Source organism: Alloalcanivorax venustensis ISO4 (assembly GCF_015356855.1).
Lineage (GTDB): Bacteria > Pseudomonadota > Gammaproteobacteria > Pseudomonadales > Alcanivoracaceae > Alloalcanivorax > Alloalcanivorax venustensis.
The window spans coordinates 1-20,336 of the sequence record NZ_ARXR01000043.1; the positions used below are offsets into that span (position 1 = coordinate 1).

Below are 20,336 nucleotides of genomic sequence, written 5' to 3' on the forward strand. Positions count from 1 at the left end.
CGCCGGCCTGGCCCTGGCCTGGGCGCTGCGCGGCCGGGCCGGCCGGGAACAGGACGCGCCGCTGTCCGAGAGCTGGCGCGCCCTGCTCACCGGCGCGGTGGCGGCGGACCGCCAGCGTGACCCTGGCCGTGAGCAGCACCGACCAGCCGGCGCCGGAGGTGACCCTGCACCGGCTGGACGGCACCCCCGTGGCGCTTTCCGCGTTGTCCGAGGACCGCCTCACCCTGGTCAATCTGTGGGCCAGCTGGTGCCCGCCCTGCCGGCGCGAGATGCCGGTGCTGGAACAGGGCCAGAGCGACTATCCGGGGGTGCGTTTCGTGTACGCCAACCAGGGCGAGTCGGCGGAGATTATCCGCGGCTATTTGCTGGAAGAGGGTTTGCGCCTGGACAACGTGGTGTCGGACCCGCACAGCGACCTGGCCCGGGCTCTGGGCGGCAGCGGTCTGCCCACCACCGTGCTGATCGGCCGCGACGGCACCCTGGTCAACAGCCATGTGGGGCCGCTTTCCCGGGCCAGCCTTCATCATTTTATTAACCCGCACCTTCAGGAGTAGCCCATGCACACTCGACCGACCGTCCGACAGACCCTGGCGCTGGTGGCGCCGCTGCTGATGGCGCTGACGGCGGCGCTGTTCAGCCCGCCGGCCAGCGCCCAGATCAGCGAGGAGCAGGCCCGGCAGGTACGGTCGCTGCTGGCGGACAGCCACTGGGTGGCGGAAGGGCCGGAAAATCCGGAGCGGGTCGCCTACATGTTCACCGACATGGAATGCCCGTACTGCGCGCGCCAGTGGGAGGCGATGCGGCCCTTTATCAATGATGCGGACAACGTCACCCAGGTGCGCCACGTCATTGTCGGCATTCTCAAGCCGCAGAGCCACGCCAAGGGCGCCGCGGTGCTCGCCGCCGACGACCCGCTGGCGGCCCTGGAGAAAGGGCAAAAAGAGTTCGACGCCGGCGGCCTGGCACCGTTGCGCAATATACCGAATGACATCAGCCGGGCGCTGGGGGAGAACCGGCGGCTGATGCAGCAGCTGGGCATTCGCGGCACCCCGGCGACGATCTTCACCGATACCCGGGGGCAACTGCAGTTCGCCCCGGGTTTGATGGGCGAGTCGCTGCTGGCGACCCATCTGTTTCAGATGGAAGCGGACGCCGGCGTCAGTCGCTGAGCCAGCTGACCCTGCCCTGGCAGACGGTGAGCTTGACCACCCCGGGCAGGGTGGCGTTGCGCCAGGGCGAGTTACGGCCCGCCGACAGCCAGTGGCTGGCCAGGCCGCGGCTCTCATCGGCGGCCAGCACGCACAGGCTGGCCGGGCGGCCGGCTTCCAGCTGCCCCGCCTGAATACCCAGGCAGCGGGCCGGTGCGGCGGTGACCGCGTCCAGCGCCCGGTGCAGCGGCAAGGCGCCCTCCGCCACCAGCTTGAGGATCAGCGGCAGCAGGCTGTCCAGGCCGGAGATGCCCGGTTTGGAGGCCGGGAACGGCGCCGCCTTGCTCGACGACCCCACCGGCTGGTGCTGGGAGCAGATGGCGTCGATGGTGCCGTCCGCCACCGCCGCCAGCAGCGCTTCCCGGTCAGCGGCGCCGCGCAGCGGCGGAATCACGTGGCAGTGGCTGTTGAAGCCTTCGATGGCGGACTCGTCCAGCAGCAGATGGTGAATGCTCACATCGGCGGTGACCGGCAAGCCCCGGGCCTTGGCTTCGCGCAGCAGCCACAGGGATTCACGGCTGGAGATCTGCTGGAAGTGGGCGCGCACGCCGGTGGCTTCCACCAACAGCAGGTCGCGGGCCAGGTCCACCGACTCCGCCACGGCGGGGATGCCGGGCAGACCCAGGCGGGTGGCCACCGGCCCGTCATGGGCGCAACCGCCGCCGGCCAGGGCCGCGTCCTGGGGACGGAACATCACCGGCAGATCAAAGGTGGCGGCGTACTCCAGGCCGCGCTTGAGCACCAGGGCGTCGACCACGCGGGCGCCGGCCTGGCCCACGGCGATGCAGCCGGCCCGGGCCAGCGTCGCCATCTCCGCCAGCTGATTGCCTTCCAGCCCCTGGGTGAGCGCGGCCACCGGCAGCACCCGGGCGAAGCCGGCCTGGCCGGCCTGCTCGCGGATCAGCCGCACTACCGCGGTGGAGTCCACCGGGCCGCAGTCCGGCTGCGCCGCCATGTGGGTGATGCCGCCGCCGGCGGCGGCGCGGGTTTCCGAGGCGATGTCGCCGGCGCGGCCGCTGCCGGGCAGGGACAGGTGCACGCAGGCGTCCACCAGGCCGGGGATCACCCAGTGGCCCTCGGCGTCGATAAGCTCGGCGCCGGGGGCGTCCAGGCTGGCGCCGATGCGCACCAGCCGGCCGTCTTCCACCAGCAGGTCGGCCACTTCGTCACGGCCGGAGAGCGGGTCGATCACCCGGCCCTTTCGGATCAGCAGATGGGCTCTAGCGGCCATGGTCGCCTCCGTGGTCCGGGTTGCTTTCCTGGCCGCTGATGGTCATCGACATCACCGCCATACGCACCGCGATGCCGAACGTCACCTGGTTGAGAATCACCGAGCGCGGGCCGTCGGCCACTTCCGAGGCGATCTCCACGCCCCGGTTGATCGGCCCCGGGTGCATGACGATGGCGTCCGGGCGGGCGTGGCGCAGCTTCTCGTTGTTGAGGCCGTAGAGGCGGAAGAATTCACCCTCGCTGGGCAGCAGCGCGGAATCCATGCGCTCCTTCTGCAGGCGCAGCATGATCACCACGTCCACGTCCTTGAGGCCCTGGGCCATGTCGGTGAACACGGTGACGCCGAGCTGCTCGACGTCGGTGGGCAGCAGGGTGCGCGGGCCGATCAGCCGCACTTCCTCGGCGCCGAGGATATTGAGCGCGTGGATCTGCGAGCGCGCCACCCGCGAATGCAGGATGTCGCCGACGATCGCCACCCGCAGGCCGGCGAAGCCGCCCTTGTAGTGGCGGATGGTGTACATATCCAGCATCGCCTGGGTGGGGTGGGCGTGGCGGCCGTCACCGGCGTTGATCACCGCCACTCTCGGCGTCACCTCGTTGGCGATGAAGAAGGGCGCGCCGGAATCCTGGTGGCGCACCACGAACATGTCGGCGGCCATTGCCTCCAGGTTGCGCAGGGTGTCGAGCAGGGTTTCGCCCTTGCTGGTGGCCGACTTGGCGATGTCCAGGTTGAGCACGTCGGCGCTGAGCCGCTTGGCGGCCAGCTCGAAGGTGCTGCGGGTGCGGGTGCTGGATTCGAAGAACAGATTGACCACCGTCTTGCCGCGCAGCAGCGGCACTTTTTTGATCGCGCGTCCGCCCACGTCGACGAAGCTGGCGGCGGTATCAAGAATGTCTTCAAGCAGGGAACGGGGCAGGTGTTCAACGGAAAGAAAGTGTCGCAGCTTTCCGTCTTCGGTGAGCTGCACGCGGGAGGAGGGCGGCGGCGCAAGCGTCATTCTTCGGGCCTTATGTCTCGAATCTCCGCAGTCAAAGGCGCGGGCCCGAACAATTCTACCCGCTGATGGGGCGGCAATGCCAAAGTTTCCCCGCAAATATCCGGGCGGATCGGCAATTCCCGGTGACCGATATCGAACATTACCGCCAGACGAATCGAGGCCGGCCGGCCGAAATCGAACAACTCGTTCATGGCGGCACGAATGGTGCGTCCGGTCATCAGGACATCATCCACCAGCAAAAGATGAGCGCCATCCACCTCAAAGGGAAGATCCGACGGCTTCACCGATCGTTTGAGGCCCCGGGTGTCGAAATCGTCACGGTAGAAACTGACGTCCAGCGACCCGATGGGCGGTTCCACCGGCAAGCGCGCGCGTAACGCCGAGGCCACCCAGGCACCACCGGATTGAATGCCCACCAACAGCGGGGGCGCCGCATCATAAAGCGACGCGACCTGCTCCGACATCACGGTGATCAGGGCGTCGGTATCGGCTTGATTCCAGCGCACGGGGCTCTCCTTCGGGTTAGAACGCCTAGATTAGCAGATCGCCCCGTGCGACGGACAATATCGATGAACCGGTTCAGCCCTCCGATCTGCCGAAGGAGCAATCGTTGGCGAGATCGGTGACGTCCTCGGGTTCGCCATCCACGAGTATGTCGCCGTTACTCGCGGTGACGGTATGCGAGCGCCCGGAGCTTGCCACGGTGACCGCCAGCTCCCCCGCGATCAGTCCCGCAGCGGCGTTGTACCCCTGCTGCTGGACCAGGGGTTGCCGGGTCTCGTAGGTGACATCGAAATGGCATTCGGGATCACCAAGGGTGGACGCCAGGCGGCCGCTCAGCTCGGTTTCGATCTGATCGGACGCCGGCTGGCCGGCCCGGCTAACCAACGAGAAAGGCGATGACTCGCTCTCGCCGATGCGCAACATGCCGTCGCCCTCCAAGGGCGGATTCATGCGCACGAACATGGCAACGGCCGCATCAAGTTCGTTGCCGGTGAATGCCGACAGATCCCCGTTGCAGCCTGTGCAAGAGCGAATAACACCGCGCATATCGATGGCCCGGGTGCCGGTGTCGGAGCGGTTCAGCGTCGACAGATCCGGCGGCGTCGCCGGGTCCAGGGAATCATCCGCCAGGCCGCCCATGCGGTTGAAGGCGACGACGTTATCCGAATCGCCATCCACGCCTTCGTAAATCAAGGTATCCGTGGCGCCCTTCAACAGGAAGGGGCGGCCGGAAACCTCGCCTTCACAATCCGCCCGCGTCTGGGTGCCGGCGAAGCTGCCGCCACTGCTCGCCAACGAGCCGCTGAAGCGTGGGTCGGCCTTCATCACCGTGTCCAATGCGCCGGTGGTGTCCACTTCCGAACCGTTGTAGTGAATCCGGGTATCCGGCTGGCTTCCGGACGCATCACTGTAGGCGTAAATCGAGCCCTCGCCGTTTTCCAGGGTGGTGCAATCAAGCTGCTCCGCCTCCGGAATCACCGCTCGCGGCGTGGGGCCCGACAATGCGCGCTCGCCGGTGTCCGGCACGCCTCCGGTTCCGGCCTGCGCGACCTGTACCGCGCTGTTGGCCGCCGCTACCGACAGCGCCGCCTGCTGACGGCTGGACAAATCCGAGCCGCCGTCGTCTCCGCCGCCGGTGACGGCATCATCGGAATCGCCACCACAGGCGACGAGCAGGGCAGCGACCGTTAAAAGAGACCCGTTTCGCATGGTACCCCCTTGTTGAAAGTCGGTCGTTGAAGACCGGTGGGTTGATCGTGGCAGTCAGCGTGAAACGGGAGCCGGACGGCAACAATCACTCAACCGGGCTAGCCAGTGGTCACCCGGCAAGGACGCCGGATTCAATCAAGCGGGCAGGAAAAGCGGGTCCAGGCTTTATGATCGCGGATATCAAAATCAAAGGTGCCGCCCAGCTCCCCGGCCCGCGTGCGCATGTGGGTGAGCCCGCGCCCGGACAGCACATCGTCGGTTGTCCGTCGGCACGGCGGCACGCCGTCGTTGACGCACTCCAGCATCAGGTTTTCGCCGCTTAAACGGATGGAAATAGCGACGGTCGCGGGGTTGGCGTGTTGAAACGCATTGGTGAGGGCTTCGCCGAGGATTCTTCGCACATTAATGTCGTGGCGAACCGTGATCGACCTGTCTCTCAGGCTCTGGTGCCAGCGTAACGTCACCGCCTCGCGGTGGCATTTTTCACGGCACTCAAGGTGCCAGTCCTCGACGCTATCGGCGAGCCGGCACACGGTTTCTTCGTCCAGGGCGCGCAGACTCTCGCGCAGGGACCGCATCGCCTGGCGCGCCAGACCCGCCTGCTGGTCGTTCGGCGCGTTGCGCAGGAGGCTGAGGATATGCCCGCCCAGATCATCATGCAGGTCACGGATAATGCGCTGGCGCTCAACTTCCGCGCCGGCCTCCCGGGCCCGGGCAGCGACGATGGCCTGGCCGGTCAGCGCCCGCAGCAGGCCGGCGACCCGTAAATCCGCACGGCGGAACAGGCGCCCGCCATCACCCGGGTAACCCACACGAAAGTGGGGCTCGCCGTGCGCCAGGGCGCGTACAAACAAATGCGTGCCGTCCGCGTCCACCGCCACATCATGACGCTCAGGCGCCTCGGCAACAGGGACCAGCCGTAACGGCCTGAAACTGCGCCAGAGCAAATCCGGCCAGGCCGCCCGGATGCGGGCTTCACTTTGCGCGGTGAAAAGATTGTCCACCAGTTTTTGCAAGGCGGCGTCCAGGTTGTCGTCCCGGTCACGTCCCAGATAACGCATCAGACTTTGCCGGACCGGGAAATAAACCCAACCGGCCACCGCCAGCGCCACCAGCAAGGCGTGCTCGCCGCTCCAGCCGATGCCCAGCACCAGCACCGCATCCAGCAAAAGCACCAGCACGCCGCCGAAGAACCAGGCCCAGGTCTTGAACCACCACTGCTCCAGGTGGAAAAGCCGGTAACGCTTCAGCCCCGCCGCCAGACCCAGGTACAGAACCAGGATCGAAGCCAGGCTCACAAACAGTGGCATGGGGCGGTTCAGCCCCAAGGCCGGCGGGATCATGATCAGCACCATGAGCAGCAGCGACCCCACGAAAATGGACAGCACACACCATTTCATCGCCGCCCTGGCCACCGGGTCACGGCCGCTGGCGAACCACTGAAAAATCATGATCACGATGCCGGCCAGAAAGCCCAACGTAACCGGCAGATAGACGGTGTAACGGGCTCCGGGGCCGAGCTGCGCCAGGTCGGCGCACCAGGCCAACAAGGCCAGCAATACCGCCAGCGTGGGGAGCGGCGCCTGGCCCTGGCGAACCGGATAAACCCAGAACAGTGTCGCCAGAGGGGCGCAAACCATGAGCACGGAAAGATGGTTCACCGCCATCAGCCAGGCCAGCAAGGTCCCGTCCAGAGCCAATTCCCGGCCTCCGTAGACCGCCAACGTAAGGGTGGTGCCGAACACGCCCAGGCCGGACAGCGCGAACAACCGGGTTTCCGCCCGTAGTGGGCTGAACACCCAGATGCCCAGGGAAATCAGCAGCGCCACCCACCCATAGGCAGCGTGCCCCAGGGCGTACCCCAGAGCCGGGGACCACGGAGTCGGCGCGGCACGCAGCAGGATACGACGGCCGTCCGCGTCGACCACCTCCAGCCGACCCTGGCTCAAGGCCTGGTAAAGCAGGTCCTGCCGCTCCAAAAAGCGGTTATAGGCGCGGTAGTCGAGTAAATCCGGCTCTTCGATCAGGGTGGTGGGGTTCAAGGGAACACGCCGGCCGTTGACCCGTGCCGCCACCAGCACGGTGCCGGGGCGCAGCCGATCCAGATTGGGCGAGGTGCTCGCCACCTGCTCCACACGCACGGCCGGCGGCTCCGACACCGGAGCCAGCTTCACCCCCAGGGACGGCGTCGAAGCCACCCGCGCCAGACCGACCAGGCTAAACAGAAACGCCAGCCCCACAGCGACCAGTAACCGCCGTCGGGGGGCTGCCAGCGCGTCGGGCCAAGCCATGGATCAACCTTCGTCGCGACGATTGACGATACCCAGACGGGTTGCCTCCAGCGTGGCTTCGACCCGACCCGAAACATTCAATTTGCGGTAAATGGCTTTGGTGTGGGAAGCCGCCGTGTTCACCGACATATCGAGCAAATCGGCGATCTCGCCGCGCCCCAGGCCCTTGGCGAGCAGGGTGAGCACCTCTTCCTCACGCTCGGACAAGGGGTTATCGGGCTCGGTGTCGCCGTGGCTGTTGTGAAAGTGACGCAGGATGCGTCGGGCGACCCCGGGGCTCAACGGCGGCCGCCCGCCGGTTATTCCCACCAGACTCTCCACCAGGCTACTCTGGGGCTGGTCCTTGAGCAGGTAACCGCTGGCGCCGGCGCGCAGCGCCCGGAAAAGGTGTTGGTCGTCATCGAAAATGGTGGTGACCACGGAATAGGTTCCCGGGCATTGCCGGCTAAGACGCTCCAACACCCGCAGGCCGCTGCCGTCCGGCAGACTCAGATCCACCAGTGCCAACGACGGCACGTCGTGATCCAGCAGGCGCTGAGCCCGCGCGAGGGTGTCCGCTTCTTCGATGACCGGTTCACCAAACGCCTGCCGGCAAATCCCGGCCAGCCATTCGCGGGTCTCGCGATGATCCTCGATAATTAAAATCCGTTGCATCTTGTTGTCTGGGTCGTTCCGCGATAACCCAACCGTGGCAGAGTTGTACCGGCGAAACCAGCCTCCGGCCTTACCCGTTCGGGCTAGCCCGACAGAGGCAAAAGCAGACGGCAACACTACAGTTTTTTCGATCTAACAGAACGAATCGCTATGCTGGCCCATTCACGTTCGCTGGGCCACTCTTCGGTTATGAAACTACGCAATGACAAGGCTCGCTACGGCTGGGTCGCGATCGGCCTGCACTGGCTGGTGGCGCTGGCGGTGTTCGCGCTGTTCGGGCTGGGGCTGTATATGGTGGAACTCAGCTATTACGACCCCTGGTACCAGAGCGCGCCGGACCTGCACCGCGGTGTCGGCCTGACGCTGCTGGCGGTGGTGCTGATCCGCCTGGCCTGGCGCGCCCTGTCACCGCCGCCGGCGCCGCTCGCCGGCCACCACCGCTGGGAGCGAATCGGCGCGCGGCTGGCGCACTGGGGGCTGCTGGGGTTGCTGTTGGTGGCGATGGTCAGCGGCTATCTGATCAGCACCGCCGACGGCAGCGGCATCGACGTGTTTGGGCTGTTCGAGGTGCCGTCGCTGACCGGGCGTCAAAACGGCCTGGAAGACAGCGCCGGCCTGGTGCACTACTGGAGCACCTGGGCGCTGGTGGTGCTGGCCGGGCTGCACGGCCTGGCGGCGCTGAAACATCACTTTATCGACCGGGATGCGACACTCAAACGGATGTTGCGCCCGTAACCCTGCGACCAAGACCGGAAAGGAGAACACCATGCTGAAACACCGAATTCTGATCCCGCTGCTGGCGGTGCTGCTGAGTACCCCGGCCTTCGCCGACAAGCCCGGCGGCACCTACCAGTTCGATACCGAGGGGCAGCACCAGTTTATCCTGTTCAAGATTTCCCACCTGGGCTACAGCTGGCTGTACGGCAACTTCAACGAATTCACCGGCAGCTTCACGGTGGACGAGGAGAACCCGGAGAACAGCAAGGTGCGCGCGGAGATCCAGACCGCCAGCATCGACAGCAACCACGCCGAGCGCGACAAGCACCTGCGCAGTGACGACTTTCTGGATGTGAGCGAATACCCCACCGCCACCTTCGAGAGCACCCGCATCGAACAAACCGGCGAACGCACCGCCAGAATCACCGGTGACTTCACCCTGCACGGCGTCACCAAGCCGGTGACCCTGGACGCGAAGATGATCGGCTACGGTGATGATCCCTGGGGCGGTTACCGCATGGGTCTGGAAGCCAGCACCACGCTGAAGCTGGCGGACTTCGGCATCACCAAGGACCTGGGCCCGGCGTCCGAAACCGTGGAGATCATTATTTCCGTGGAAGGCGTGCGCCAATAACCGCGGGGACCACCAGCTAAGGCGCCACCGGCGTGGCGCCGCCCAGGTAGCCCTCGGCGATCACCGCCGCCGCCATGGAATCCACTTTGGGATCGGCGCGGCGGGTGCCGGTGCGCTCCCGGGCTTCCCGGGTGGAAAGCCGTTCGTCGATCATCCATACCCGGATGCCGAAGCGGCCGTGCAGCCGGCGGGCGAATTTGCGCGCCCGCTGGCTGGATTCGCTTTCACTGCCGTCCATGTTCAGCGGCAGCCCCACCACCAGCGTCTCCGGGCGCCACTCTTCCAACAGGGCCGTCATCTGGTCCCAGTCCGGCTGACCGTCACGGCAGGGTAACGCCGGCAGAGGGGTGGCGGTGCCGGTGATGGCGTTGCCGCTGGCGACGCCGATCTTATGGGTACCGTGGTCGAACGCGATCAGGGTCAATCAGGCCTCGCCATCAGCCGTGGCCGACCTGGGTGGCGATCAGGCTCATATCCACGCCCAGGCGGGCGGCGGCGGCGTGCCAGCGCTGATCGAAGGGGGTGTCGAGCACCAGTTCGGGGGTGCTGGCCACGCTCAGCCAGACGTTGTCCGCCAGCTCCTGTTCCAGCTGGCCGTCGTCCCAGCCGGCGTAGCCCAGGCACACCAGCGTGGCCTCCGGGCCCTCGCCGATGGCGATCGCTTCCATGATGTCCCGGGAGGTGGTCAGGCACAGGCCGTCCGCCAGCGTCACGGTGCTGTCCCAGTGGCGGGCGGTGGCGCGGTGCAGCACGAAGCCGGCGTCCTGCTGGATCGGGCCGCCGGCCACCACCTGGTGCTGCTCGGAGGGCGGCACCTCCACTTCGATGTCCATGTCCACCAGGATATCGAGCAGGCTGAGCGACACCGGGCGGTTGAGCGTCAGGCCCATGGCGCCGTCGTCGCCGTGCTCCACCACATAGGTGACGGTGTGCTCGAAGTTGGGATCGTCCATCTGTGGCATGGCGATCAAAAGCTGATGTTTGAGGCTGGCGTTGTCCATGGCCCCAGTATCCGGGGGCGGCCCGGCGAGGGCAAGGGACAGGCGGCCAGGAAGTGGTTTTAGGGGCGCTTACTTGGAGGAAACCCGCCGGTTGGCGTCGAATTTCCAGGTGCGGATGATTTCCAGCACGTCCATGCGCTCGCGCATGTCCTGCGTGAAGGGCTCGAACGGGGCCGCCAGGCGCACGCTCTGCACCGCCGCCTGGTCGAGGAAGTCATGGCCGGAGGATTGCAGCACCTCGACCTCCTCGATGCCGCCGTCGCGGCGCAGCGCCACCATCAGCCGCACGCCGCCGAAGGTGTTGCTGTCCAGCGCCCGGCGCGGGAAATGGCGGGTGCCGGTGGCTTCCACCTTGCGGCGGAACGCCTCGATGTAGGCGGCCTCGTAGTGGGCCTTGGCGGACACCGAGGTGAGCCGGCGCACCCGGGGGCGTTTGGCGTAGGCCTGCTTCTGCTTGTCCAGGCGCGCCTGCAGGCTGGCGATCTCACGGCTGAGCTCGTCCACGTTGTCCTGGTCCGCCTTGCGGCGCGGGTCGTCCTGGTTGCGGTCCTGCTGTTCGCTGGCGATGTCGCGCTCGCTGCGTGCCCGGGTGACGATGATCTTCTGGCGGGTGACCGGCGTCGGCTGGCGCGCGGTGGGCTCCTGGAGCTGCACCTGGCGGCTGTCCGGGTCGCTGAAGGGGGCTTCCTCGGTGGTGGTCAGCTCGCTTTTGTCCTCTTCGGTGCCGGAGCCCACCTGGTTCGCCTGGGCGATGAAATCCGCCTCCTCGGGGGCGTCGTCGGCGCGGTGCATGGCCAGGGTCACATCCAGGCTGTTGGGCGCCGCGCGGGGCTCTTCCGGCGCGAAGCCGACGCCGAACAGCAGCACGCCGTGTACCGCCAGGGCGAGAAACAGTGTGAAGCCAAGCCGGTCGCCGGCGGTTACCTGAGGTGCTGCCATGGTGTCGTTATTTTAGTTCCAGCAGGGCGTCGAACAACTGTCCGGCAATGTTGATGCCGAAGATCTGATCCAGCTCGCGCACGCAGGTGGGGCTGGTGACGTTGATCTCGGTGAGATAATCACCGATCACGTCCAGGCCCACGAAGTATAGGCCCTTGCGCTTGAGGGTGGGGCCCACCTGTTCACAAATCCAGCGGTCGCGGTCGGTGAGCTCGCGCCCTTCGCCGGTGCCGCCGGCGGCCAGGTTACCGCGGAATTCGCCCTCCTTGGGAATGCGCGCCAGGGCGTAGGGCACCGGCTCGCCGTTGATCATCAGGATGCGCTTGTCGCCCTGCTTGATCTCGGGCACGAAGCGCTGGGCCATGATCGGCGTTTTGCCGTCCTCGGTGAGCACGTCGATGATCACGCTCAGGTTGGAGCTGCCCGGCTCGATGCGGAACACATTGGTGCCGCCCATGGCGTCGAGCGGTTTCATCACGGTGTCACCCTGCTCCTTTACAAACTCCCGCAGCAGGGCGGCACGGCCGGACACCAGGGTCGGCACGCAACACTGGGGGAAGTCGGTGGCGAACAGCTTTTCGTTGCTGTCGCGGACACTGGCCGGGCGGTTGGCCACCAGCACGCCTTCGCGCTCCACTTTCTCGAGCAGGTAGGTGGCGTACAGGTAGGCGGCGTCGAAGGGCGGATCCTGGCGCATCAGGATCATGTCCATGCCGGTGAGGTCCCGGGGGGCCGGCTCGCCCAGGGTGAACCAGTCCTGGTTGTCGTCGCGCACCGTCAGGTCGGAGGTCACGGCGAACACCCGGCCGTCGCGGACGTAGAGGTCGGCGGGCTCCATGTAGTGCAGGTTCCAGCCGCGTCGCTGCGCTTCCAGCAGCATCGCCAGGGTGGTGTCTTTCCAGGGCTTGATCTGGGCGATGGGATCCATCACCACGCCGATGTTGAGGCTCATGGTTGCTCCAGGACGACCGGGGAAGGGGATTGCCCGGCAATGTTAGCAGTGCGTCGCCCGCCCCGCTACGGGACGCTTTTCTCAGGTCTCACAGGGCCTTATAGATTGAATGTAGAATCTGTGTTAAAACCTCGGCTTGGGCTGTTTCACCCATAAGGTCCTCGGAAGAACCCCTTAGAAAAGGGGCGGTGGCATGTAGTGGGGGGAACACGAAGGATCGCGGGCCCTGCCTATCGCATGACAACAAAGGCTCATAATTAAAAGACGTTGCGGCCTGTAACGGCTCACGGTTTAAAGGCAGTTCTCCATGACTGACAATTTCCAAGACCTCAAGGTGATGGTGATCGACGACTCCAAGACCATTCGTCGCACCGCCGAGACCTTGTTGAAAAAAGCGGGTTGCGAAGTGATCACCGCCACCGACGGCTTCGATGCCCTGGCCAAGATCGCCGACAGCAAACCCAGTATTATCTTCGTGGACATCATGATGCCGCGACTGGATGGCTACCAGACCTGCGCGCTGATCAAGAACAACAGCGCATTCAAGGCGACCCCCGTCATTATGCTCTCTTCCAAGGACGGTCTGTTTGACAAGGCCAAGGGTCGAATCGTGGGCTCTGACGAGTACCTGACCAAGCCGTTCTCCAAAGACGAGCTGTTGGGGGCGATTCGCCAGCACGTCTAGCGCTCGCCGCGGGGCGTATCCCGCGGGCGGTCGCGGTGCTCAACCTGAAGAGGAAAAGATGGCACGCATTCTTATTGTCGATGACTCTCCCACCGAGTGTTACAAACTGCGGGAGATTCTGGAAAAGCACGGCCACCACGTACTGGAGGCCGCCAATGGCGCCGACGGCGTGGCCATGGCACGCTCGGAGCTGCCGGACCTGGTGCTGATGGACGTGGTGATGCCGGGGCTGAACGGCTTCCAGGCCACCCGACAGCTCACCAAAGGCGCCGATACCGCCCATATTCCGATCATTATCGTGACCACCAAGGATCAGGAAACCGACCGGGTCTGGGGCAAGCGCCAGGGCGCCAAGGATTATCTGACCAAACCGGTGCATGAAGACGTACTGTTGAAAACCGTGGATCGGCAACTGGCCGACCAATGAACACAGAGGTGTCATGAGCGCAGCCGCATCCGCCGCCTTCATCAAGCTGGCGGACTACTTCGTCCGCTGCCGTCGGCAGGCCGCCAGCCTGCCGATGCAGGAAGACGCGGTCCAATACTGGAGCGGCGTCGGCTTTACGCTGGACGAGCGCTTTTACGTGGCGCCCATGGATGAAGTCTCGGAAATTCTCTCGGTGCCGGCCTATACCCGGGTGCCGGGGGTGCTGAACTGGATGAAGGGCGTCGCCAATGTGCGCGGGCGCCTGATGACGGTGATGGATCTCAGCCGCTTTCTCGGCAAGACCTCGGAATTGCAGGAGAAGCGGCGCCGTCTGCTGGTGCTGGATCAGGACGATCTGTACACCGGCGTGATCGTGGACGAAGTGCTGGGGATGCAGCACTTCCCCATTGAGGCGTATCAGGAGCAATCGCCGCTCGCGGAACAGGATGTGGGTCCGTATCTGCGTGGCGGTTATCAGAGGGACGGGGAATTCTGGTCCGTGTTCAGCCTTTCCCGGCTGGCACAGGACCCGCGCTTCATGCAGGCGGCCCGAATGGGCTGAGCGGCGTGCCGCGCAGGGGAGATAAGAACAGAGCCAGGCCAGGAGCCAGTTATGAAGTTCAAACCGGGAAACGTGTTCAGCAAGGTGCGGGGGGGCGCGGGCAGCAACCCGTTGAATATTGCGCTTTATATCGGGCTGGCCATTTTTGTTGCCCTAGCGCTGGCCAACTTCCTGTTGTCGGCCACCACCGCGAACCAGGCGCAGGAAAACATTACCGAAGCCTCGGAATTGCGCGTGGTCTCGCAGCAGATCGCCAAAAACGCCCTGGAGGCGGCGTCCGGTAACGCCGACGCCTTCGAGCTGCTGGAAGCCTCGCGCGCCGACTTCCAGTCGGCCTGGGACGGGCTCAAGCAGGAGCCGGTGGCCAACGACCAGGTCAAACAGCGGCTGCAGGCCCTGTGGGATCAGGTGCGCCAGGACACCGGCACCATTCTGAACGGGCAGGACACGGTGCTCGACCTCCACGAGGTGGCCGACACCCTGGCCCAGGCCATCCCGCAGCTGCAGTCCGAGTATCAGGCGGTGGTCGACATCCTGGTGGACACCGGCGCGCCGCCGGAGCAGGTGGCCTTCGCCCAGCGCCAGATCTGGCTCACCGAACGTATTCTGCGCTCCATCTCCCGGGTGCTGGAAGGCGACGACAGCGCGGTAATCGCGGCGGACAACTTCGGCCGCGACGCCACCGAATTCGGCCGCGTGCTCAACGGCATGCTGGCCGGCGACGAAGCCATGGGCGTGCAGCAGATCGTCAACCCGCAGGCGCTCAACTATCTGGACCGCACCTCACGGCTGTTCGACGAGTTCGTTAACCAGTCCGTGGACGAGATTCTCGAGACCGCCCCGGAACTGTTCCAGGTGGCCAGCGCGGCGGACTCCATCTTCCGTAACTCCCAGGACCTGCTGCAGGAATCCACCAACCTCAACGCCCAGTTCGAGCAGACCACCACCGGCCTGTTCCCGTCGCTGTGGTTGGGGGCGGTGAGCGCCGCCATCGCCGTATTGCTGTTCTTCCTGATCATGCTGCAGCGTAACCGTGAGGCGGCCCGCCGCCGGAACGAACTGGAGAGCGAGAACCAGCGTAACCAGGCGGCGATTCTGCGCCTGCTGGACGAGCTGGGCGACCTGGCGGACGGGGACCTGACCGTGGAAGCGACGGTGACCGAGGACTTCACCGGCGCCATCGCCGACTCCATCAACTACTCCATCGACCAGCTGCGCAGCCTGGTACAGACCATCAACAACTCCGCCGTGCAGGTGGCCTCGGCCGCCCAGGAAACCCAGTCCACGGCGATGCACCTGGCGGAAGCCTCCGAGCACCAGGCCCAGGAAATCGCCGGCGCCTCCGCCGCTGTGAACGAAATGGCGGTGTCCATTGACCAGGTATCCGCCAACGCCGCCGAGTCCGCCGCGGTGGCGGAAAAAGCGGTGGCGATCGCCAACAAGGGCGCCGAGGTGGTGCAGGCCACCATCCACGGCATGGACACCATCCGCGAGCAGATTCAGGAAACCTCCAAGCGGATCAAGCGCCTGGGTGAATCCTCCCAGGAGATTGGCGACATCGTGAGCCTGATTAACGACATCGCCGACCAGACCAACATTCTGGCACTGAACGCGGCGATCCAGGCCTCCATGGCCGGGGAAGCGGGCCGCGGCTTCGCGGTGGTGGCGGACGAAGTACAACGCCTGGCGGAACGCTCCGCCGCCGCCACCAAGCAGATCGAAACCCTGGTGAAAACCATTCAGACCGACACCAACGAGGCGGTGATCTCCATGGAAGCCACCACCGCCGAGGTGGTGAAAGGGGCGCGCCTGGCCCAGGACGCCGGTGTGGCCCTGGAAGAGATCGAGAACGTATCCAAGAACCTGGCGGATCTGATCCAGAACATTTCCAACGCGGCGCGCCAGCAGGCGGCCTCGGCGGGTCACATCTCCAACACCATGAACGTGATCCAGGAAATTACCTCGCAGACTTCCGCCGGTACCACCGCCACCGCCCGCTCCATTGGCGACCTGGCGGAAATGGCGCAGGAAATGCGGAATTCAGTCGCCGGCTTCCGCCTGCCGGAGCATTCCTGAACCGGCGTAAGCCGGTTCCGGAGACGGAACCATGGGTTTTGCAGTGACAGATCGCTGGTCGATCAAGAGCGCCCCCGCCATGGATGCCGAGCAGTTCCAGCTCTGGCAGGCCCTGCTGGAGGAGCGCACCGGCATGACGCTGGCGCCGGAGCGCAAGCAATTCCTGGAAAGCAGCCTCAATATCCGCATGCGCGAGCTGGGGCTGGACGACTACGACACCTACTACCAGCAGCTGGTCACCGGGGCCACCGAGTCCCGCGCCATGGAGTGGTCCACCCTGGTGGACCGGCTGACGGTGCAGGAAACCAGCTTCTTCCGTCACCCCGGCTCCTTCGCGCTGGTGGAGGACTACCTCGGCCAGTTCGCCGCCGAGCGGGGCACCGGCGCCACCCTCAACGCCTGGAGCGTGGGCTGCTCCACCGGCGAGGAAGCCTACTCCCTGGCGATGTTGATCAGCGAGCGGTTCCGTGCCCACGGCAAAGCGCTGTTCTACGGCATCACGGGCACCGACATCAGCCTGCCGACGCTGGCCAAGGCGCGCCGCGGGCTGTTTCCCCGGCGCCGTGTGGAGCAGATCGACCCGGCGCTGCGCGAACGCTATTTCAAGGACGCGGACACGCACACCATGCAGGTGGCGGACGGTCTGCGCGAGCGGGTCTGCTTCGCCCATCTCAACGTGCTGAATCTGGATCAGGCACCGATGGACGACATGGACCTGATTTTTTGCCAGAACATGCTGATTTACTTCCGCCGCTGGCGGAAGCGACAGATCGTTAACCAGTTGGCCGGGCGCCTGGCGCCCGGCGGATTGCTGGTGCTGGGCCCCGGCGAAATCACCGATTGGCACGACCCGCGCCTGGAAAGGGTGCACTTCGCCGACACTCTGGCGTTCCGGCGCCGGCAATGAGAGGCCTGAGTTCCATGGGGGAAAGGGCATGAGCGACCGTCACGACTATCTGGCGCTGGACTGGGTCCGGGGGGAAATTCAGGAGACACTGAATCAAGCCCAGCAGGCCCTGGAAGCGTTCGTGGACAATCCCAACGATTCCACGCGCATGCGCTTTTGCCAGACCCACCTGCACCAGGTGTGCGGCACCCTGCAGATGGTGGAATTCTACGGCGCCGCCCTGCTCGCCGAGGAAATGGAAAAGCTGGCCCGGGCACTGGTGGACCAGCGCGTCGGCAACGTGGCCGACAGCCAGGAAACCCTGATGCGGGCGATCCTGCAGCTGCCGCCCTACCTGGACCGGGTGGCCAGCAGCCGGCGCGACCTGCCGCTGGTGCTGCTGCCGCTGCTCAACGACCTGCGCGCCGCCCGCGGCGAAGCGCTGCTGTCCGAGACCGCGCTGTTCAAACCCGACCTGCAGCACGCCCAGGGCGACGGCCGCCTCTCCGACGCGGTGCTCAACGACCCGCGCTTCGCGCAACTGGCCCGCAAGATACGGCAGATGTTCCAGCTCGCCCTGGTGGGGGTGATGCGCAACGAGGACATGGACCGCAACCTGGCCTATATGCGCAAGGTGTTCGCCAAGCTTGAGCAGGTCACCGGGGAGGCCGCCCGCGGGCCGCTGTGGCGGATCGCCGACGCCCTGGTGGAGGGCCTGCAGGAAGACGCCATCGCGCTGGGCACCTCGGTGAAACAGATGCTCGGCCAGATCGACCGCACCCTGCGCGAGCTGGCCGCCGACGGCGTCGACAGCCTGGAACGCCCGGCGCCCACGGAACTGCTCAAGAACCTGCTGTATTACGTCGCCAAGGCCGACCACGACAGCCCGCGCATCCGCGAAGTGCGCGCCGGCTTCCGGCTCGACGACGCGCTGCCGTCGGAAGACCTGGTCAACGCCGAACGCGAGCGCCTCACCGGCCCGGACTCCATGGCCATGAGCTCGGTGGTCACGGCGCTGTCCGAGGAGCTCACCAAGATCAAGGACGCCCTGGAGCAGTTCGTCCACCAGGGCGATTCCGACCCGGCCACGCTGGCGCCGGAGGCGATCCGCCTGAAACAGGTGTCCGACACCGTGGCCATGCTCGGCCTCGGCCAGCCGCGCACCCTGGTGGAAGAGCAGCTCAAGGTGATGGAGGCGATCGTCGACGGCCGCCGGCCCCCGCACCGCGACACCCTGATGGACGTGGCCGGCGCGCTGCTCTACGTGGAAGCGACCCTGGCCGGCATCGGCGGCGACAACCGCCGGCCGGCCCCGGCCACCGGCGCAGACCTGCCCCGCCATGTGGGCCAGGCCCTGGACGCGGTGCTGCGCGAATGCCGCGCCGGCCTGGAAGAGGCCAAGGACGGCATCATCGAATTCATCGCCTCGCACTGGGACCACCAGCACCTGAAAACGGTACCCGACCGTCTCAACGCGGTGCGCGGCGGGCTGGAGGTGGTTCAGCTCGACCGCCCGGCGGACATTCTTCGCCAGTGCGTGCGCTTTATCCAAGAGCAGCTGATGGCGGAGCAGTCCAAGCCGGACTGGCGCAGCATGGACACCCTGGCCGACGCCATCACCTCGGTGGAGTACTACCTGGAGCGTCTCAGCGACGACCCGGAAACCCGCGATGACATCCTCGGCCTGGCGCGGGCCAGCGTCAGCGACCTGGGCTACCCGTTGCCGGAGCCCGTCGACGAGGCGGAAACCGAAGAGCCGGATTACGCCGATCAGCCGGACGACGTCGAGGACGCGCCGGCCGATTCGCTGGATGAACCGCTTGATGAGCCGCTTGATGAGCCGCTGAATGCGCCACTGGACGAACCGCCGGTGCTGCTCACCGAGGACGCCCCCCAGGACGATGACGCGCTCGAAGCGTCGCCCGACGAAGCGGCGGCGCCGGAGCCTGCCGACCAGGGCGGCATCGAGGAACACGACGAAGAGCTGATCGACGACGAAATCATCGAGATCTTCGTCGAGGAAGCCGAAGAAGTGCTCGAGGCCCTGGATCAGTATTTCCCGCGCTGGGCGGCCAACACCGGCGACGAAACCGCGCTGGTGGAATTCCGCCGCGCCTTCCACACCCTCAAAGGCTCCGGCCGCATGGTGGGCGCCACCACCGTGGGGGAGCTGGCCTGGTCGATCGAGAACATGATGAACCGGGTGATCGACGGCGCCATCGAGCCCGACGCCACCCTGATCGAGCTGGTGCGCACCGTGCACGGCCTGATCCCGGATCTGGTGGACGCCTTCGCCCACCGCCGGCCGATGCCCTACGACGTGACGCCGCTGCAGGAAGCCGCGTTCGCGCTCGCCGACGGCCAGCACCTGGACGCGGTACCGAGCATTGACCGCCCGGACGCGCCCCGGGAGTCGGAAACCGGCACCGGGCCGGAGCCCGAACAAGCCCCCGACGCGACGCCGCCCCTGGACGACGACCCGCTGGCGGACCTGGATGCCCTGGATTTCCAGATCCCCGAGGAGACCGAAGCCGCCGGCGACGCGGTCGACCCGGTGCTGCTGGATATCTTCCGCAGCGAGGCGGCGCGCAACCTCGGACTGGTGCGCGAGTGGCTGGACCAGATCGACCCGGACTTCGCCGAGCACCCCCTGGACGACCAGGTGCACCGCGCCCTGCACACCCTGAAGGGCAGCGCCCGCATGGCCGAGATCAACGCCATGGCGGAGCTGGCGGAACCGGCGGAGAAGCTGGTCAAGGAGCTGGTCAACGGCGGGCGCCGCGCCGACGCCGAGACCGTGGAAATGATCGACCGGACCCACCGGCTGCTGGACGCCGGCCTGGCGCAGTTGCACGACGGCGCCCTGACGGAATTGCCCGGCGACGCCGCCACCCTGATCGAACGCCTGGTGCAGGCCCGCGAAGCGCTCAACGAGCACCGCGACGGCGCCGACCCGCATATTCTTTCGGTGTTCCTGTCCGAAGGCATGGACCTGATCATCGACACCGACAACCTGCTGGAACAGTGGGCCGAAGAGCCGGGCCACACCGAGGAGCTGGCGCGCCTGCGCGACGAACTGGAGCTGCTCGCCAACAGCGCCCGCACCGCCAACCTGGATGAAATCCACGGCCTGGCCAAGGCGCTGGCCAGCGTCTATTCCGGCGTCAACCAGGGCCGCCTGCCGTTCAGCGAAGCCTTGCTGGAACTGGCGCGCGAGGGCCACGAGGCCCTGATGAACATGATGGACTGTCTGGCCGCCGGGCAGACCGTGCGCCCGGAACTGGGCCTGGTGGACAGCCTGCGCGACCTGGCCGAAACCCCCGGCCCGGACGGCCCCGGCGGCGGCGTGCCGGCCCCCGCGGA

20 protein-coding genes are annotated in these 20,336 nt (G+C 66.2%); 10 read left to right on the forward strand and 10 right to left on the reverse strand.

Annotated features, from left to right (window positions below):
- Positions 1 to 116: 116 nt before the first annotated feature.
- Positions 117 to 554 (forward strand): TlpA family protein disulfide reductase, encoded by a 438-nt coding sequence (locus ISO4_RS15280; protein ID WP_194856761.1) that lies wholly within the window; start codon positions 117 to 119, stop codon positions 552 to 554.
- Between the two features lie 3 nt (positions 555 to 557).
- Complete coding sequence (gene dsbG / locus ISO4_RS15285; RefSeq protein ID WP_228548186.1) at positions 558 to 1,169, forward strand: thiol:disulfide interchange protein DsbG; 612 nt, start codon at positions 558 to 560, stop codon at positions 1,167 to 1,169.
- Here the strand turns inward: dsbG and ISO4_RS15290 are convergent.
- The 6 genes from ISO4_RS15290 to ISO4_RS15315 all read right to left on the reverse strand — a co-directional run bounded on the left by ISO4_RS15290 (position 1,159) and on the right by ISO4_RS15315 (position 8,094).
- Positions 1,159 to 2,439, reverse strand: coding sequence for a dihydroorotase (locus ISO4_RS15290; protein ID WP_194856762.1), 1,281 nt, complete (start codon positions 2,437 to 2,439; stop codon positions 1,159 to 1,161). The genes dsbG and ISO4_RS15290 overlap by 11 nt on opposite strands.
- Positions 2,429 to 3,436 carry an aspartate carbamoyltransferase catalytic subunit gene (locus ISO4_RS15295; RefSeq protein ID WP_194856763.1) on the reverse strand — a complete coding sequence of 336 codons (1,008 nt, stop codon included), beginning with the start codon at positions 3,434 to 3,436 and terminating at the stop codon, positions 2,429 to 2,431. Before ISO4_RS15295 ends, ISO4_RS15290 begins: the two co-directional genes overlap by 11 nt.
- Positions 3,433 to 3,942 (reverse strand): bifunctional pyr operon transcriptional regulator/uracil phosphoribosyltransferase PyrR, encoded by a 510-nt coding sequence (gene pyrR / locus ISO4_RS15300; protein ID WP_323745396.1) that lies wholly within the window; start codon positions 3,940 to 3,942, stop codon positions 3,433 to 3,435. Before pyrR ends, ISO4_RS15295 begins: the two co-directional genes overlap by 4 nt.
- Before the next feature lie 73 nt (positions 3,943 to 4,015).
- Positions 4,016 to 5,149: a hypothetical protein gene (locus ISO4_RS15305; RefSeq protein WP_194856764.1), complete on the reverse strand. Its 1,134-nt coding sequence runs from the start codon at positions 5,147 to 5,149 to the stop codon at positions 4,016 to 4,018.
- 131 nt (positions 5,150 to 5,280) lie between these two features.
- On the reverse strand, positions 5,281 to 7,440 hold the full coding sequence (locus ISO4_RS15310) for a sensor histidine kinase (RefSeq protein ID WP_194856765.1): 2,160 nt from the start codon (positions 7,438 to 7,440) through the stop codon (positions 5,281 to 5,283).
- A 3-nt stretch (positions 7,441 to 7,443) separates the two neighbouring features.
- The gene (locus tag ISO4_RS15315) at positions 7,444 to 8,094 is read right to left on the reverse strand and encodes a response regulator (protein WP_194856766.1); all 651 of its coding nucleotides are present in this window, start codon (positions 8,092 to 8,094) and stop codon (positions 7,444 to 7,446) included.
- Between the two features lie 189 nt (positions 8,095 to 8,283).
- On the opposite strand from ISO4_RS15315, the gene ISO4_RS15320 reads away from it, so the two are divergent.
- Positions 8,284 to 8,829, forward strand: coding sequence for a cytochrome b (locus ISO4_RS15320; protein ID WP_194856767.1), 546 nt, complete (start codon positions 8,284 to 8,286; stop codon positions 8,827 to 8,829).
- A gap of 31 nt (positions 8,830 to 8,860) precedes the next feature.
- Entirely contained in the window at positions 8,861 to 9,445 is a 585-nt protein-coding gene (locus ISO4_RS15325) for a YceI family protein (protein WP_194856768.1), read from the forward strand.
- Between the two features lie 16 nt (positions 9,446 to 9,461).
- On the opposite strand, the gene ruvX is transcribed toward ISO4_RS15325, so the two are convergent.
- The 4 genes from ruvX to gshB form a co-directional block, all read right to left on the reverse strand.
- Complete coding sequence (gene ruvX, locus ISO4_RS15330) at positions 9,462 to 9,869, reverse strand: Holliday junction resolvase RuvX (protein WP_194856769.1); 408 nt, start codon at positions 9,867 to 9,869, stop codon at positions 9,462 to 9,464.
- A 13-nt stretch (positions 9,870 to 9,882) separates the two neighbouring features.
- Positions 9,883 to 10,446 carry a YqgE/AlgH family protein gene (locus ISO4_RS15335; RefSeq protein ID WP_142947911.1) on the reverse strand — a complete coding sequence of 188 codons (564 nt, stop codon included), beginning with the start codon at positions 10,444 to 10,446 and terminating at the stop codon, positions 9,883 to 9,885.
- Positions 10,447 to 10,515: 69 nt separating this feature from the next.
- Positions 10,516 to 11,385 carry an energy transducer TonB gene (locus ISO4_RS15340; RefSeq protein ID WP_142947912.1) on the reverse strand — a complete coding sequence of 290 codons (870 nt, stop codon included), beginning with the start codon at positions 11,383 to 11,385 and terminating at the stop codon, positions 10,516 to 10,518.
- 7 nt (positions 11,386 to 11,392) lie between these two features.
- Positions 11,393 to 12,337 (reverse strand): glutathione synthase, encoded by a 945-nt coding sequence (gene gshB, locus ISO4_RS15345; RefSeq protein WP_194856770.1) that lies wholly within the window; start codon positions 12,335 to 12,337, stop codon positions 11,393 to 11,395.
- A gap of 307 nt (positions 12,338 to 12,644) precedes the next feature.
- Between gshB and pilG the strand changes: the two genes are divergently transcribed.
- The 6 genes from pilG to ISO4_RS15375 form a co-directional block, all read left to right on the forward strand.
- A complete protein-coding gene (gene pilG / locus ISO4_RS15350) occupies positions 12,645 to 13,022 on the forward strand; it encodes a twitching motility response regulator PilG (protein ID WP_067606169.1) in 378 nt (125 codons plus the stop codon).
- Between the two features lie 58 nt (positions 13,023 to 13,080).
- Positions 13,081 to 13,449 (forward strand): twitching motility response regulator PilH, encoded by a 369-nt coding sequence (gene pilH, locus ISO4_RS15355; protein WP_067605340.1) that lies wholly within the window; start codon positions 13,081 to 13,083, stop codon positions 13,447 to 13,449.
- Between the two features lie 13 nt (positions 13,450 to 13,462).
- Positions 13,463 to 14,011, forward strand: a complete 549-nt coding sequence (locus tag ISO4_RS15360; RefSeq protein WP_194856771.1) for a chemotaxis protein CheW — start codon at positions 13,463 to 13,465, stop codon at positions 14,009 to 14,011.
- 51 nt (positions 14,012 to 14,062) lie between these two features.
- Entirely contained in the window at positions 14,063 to 16,087 is a 2,025-nt protein-coding gene (locus tag ISO4_RS15365) for a methyl-accepting chemotaxis protein (RefSeq protein ID WP_194856772.1), read from the forward strand.
- Between the two features lie 31 nt (positions 16,088 to 16,118).
- A complete protein-coding gene (locus ISO4_RS15370) occupies positions 16,119 to 16,994 on the forward strand; it encodes a CheR family methyltransferase (protein ID WP_142947915.1) in 876 nt (291 codons plus the stop codon).
- A gap of 28 nt (positions 16,995 to 17,022) precedes the next feature.
- On the forward strand, positions 17,023 to 20,336 hold a 3,314-nt coding region (locus ISO4_RS15375; protein ID WP_194856773.1), incomplete at its 3' end, for an Hpt domain-containing protein.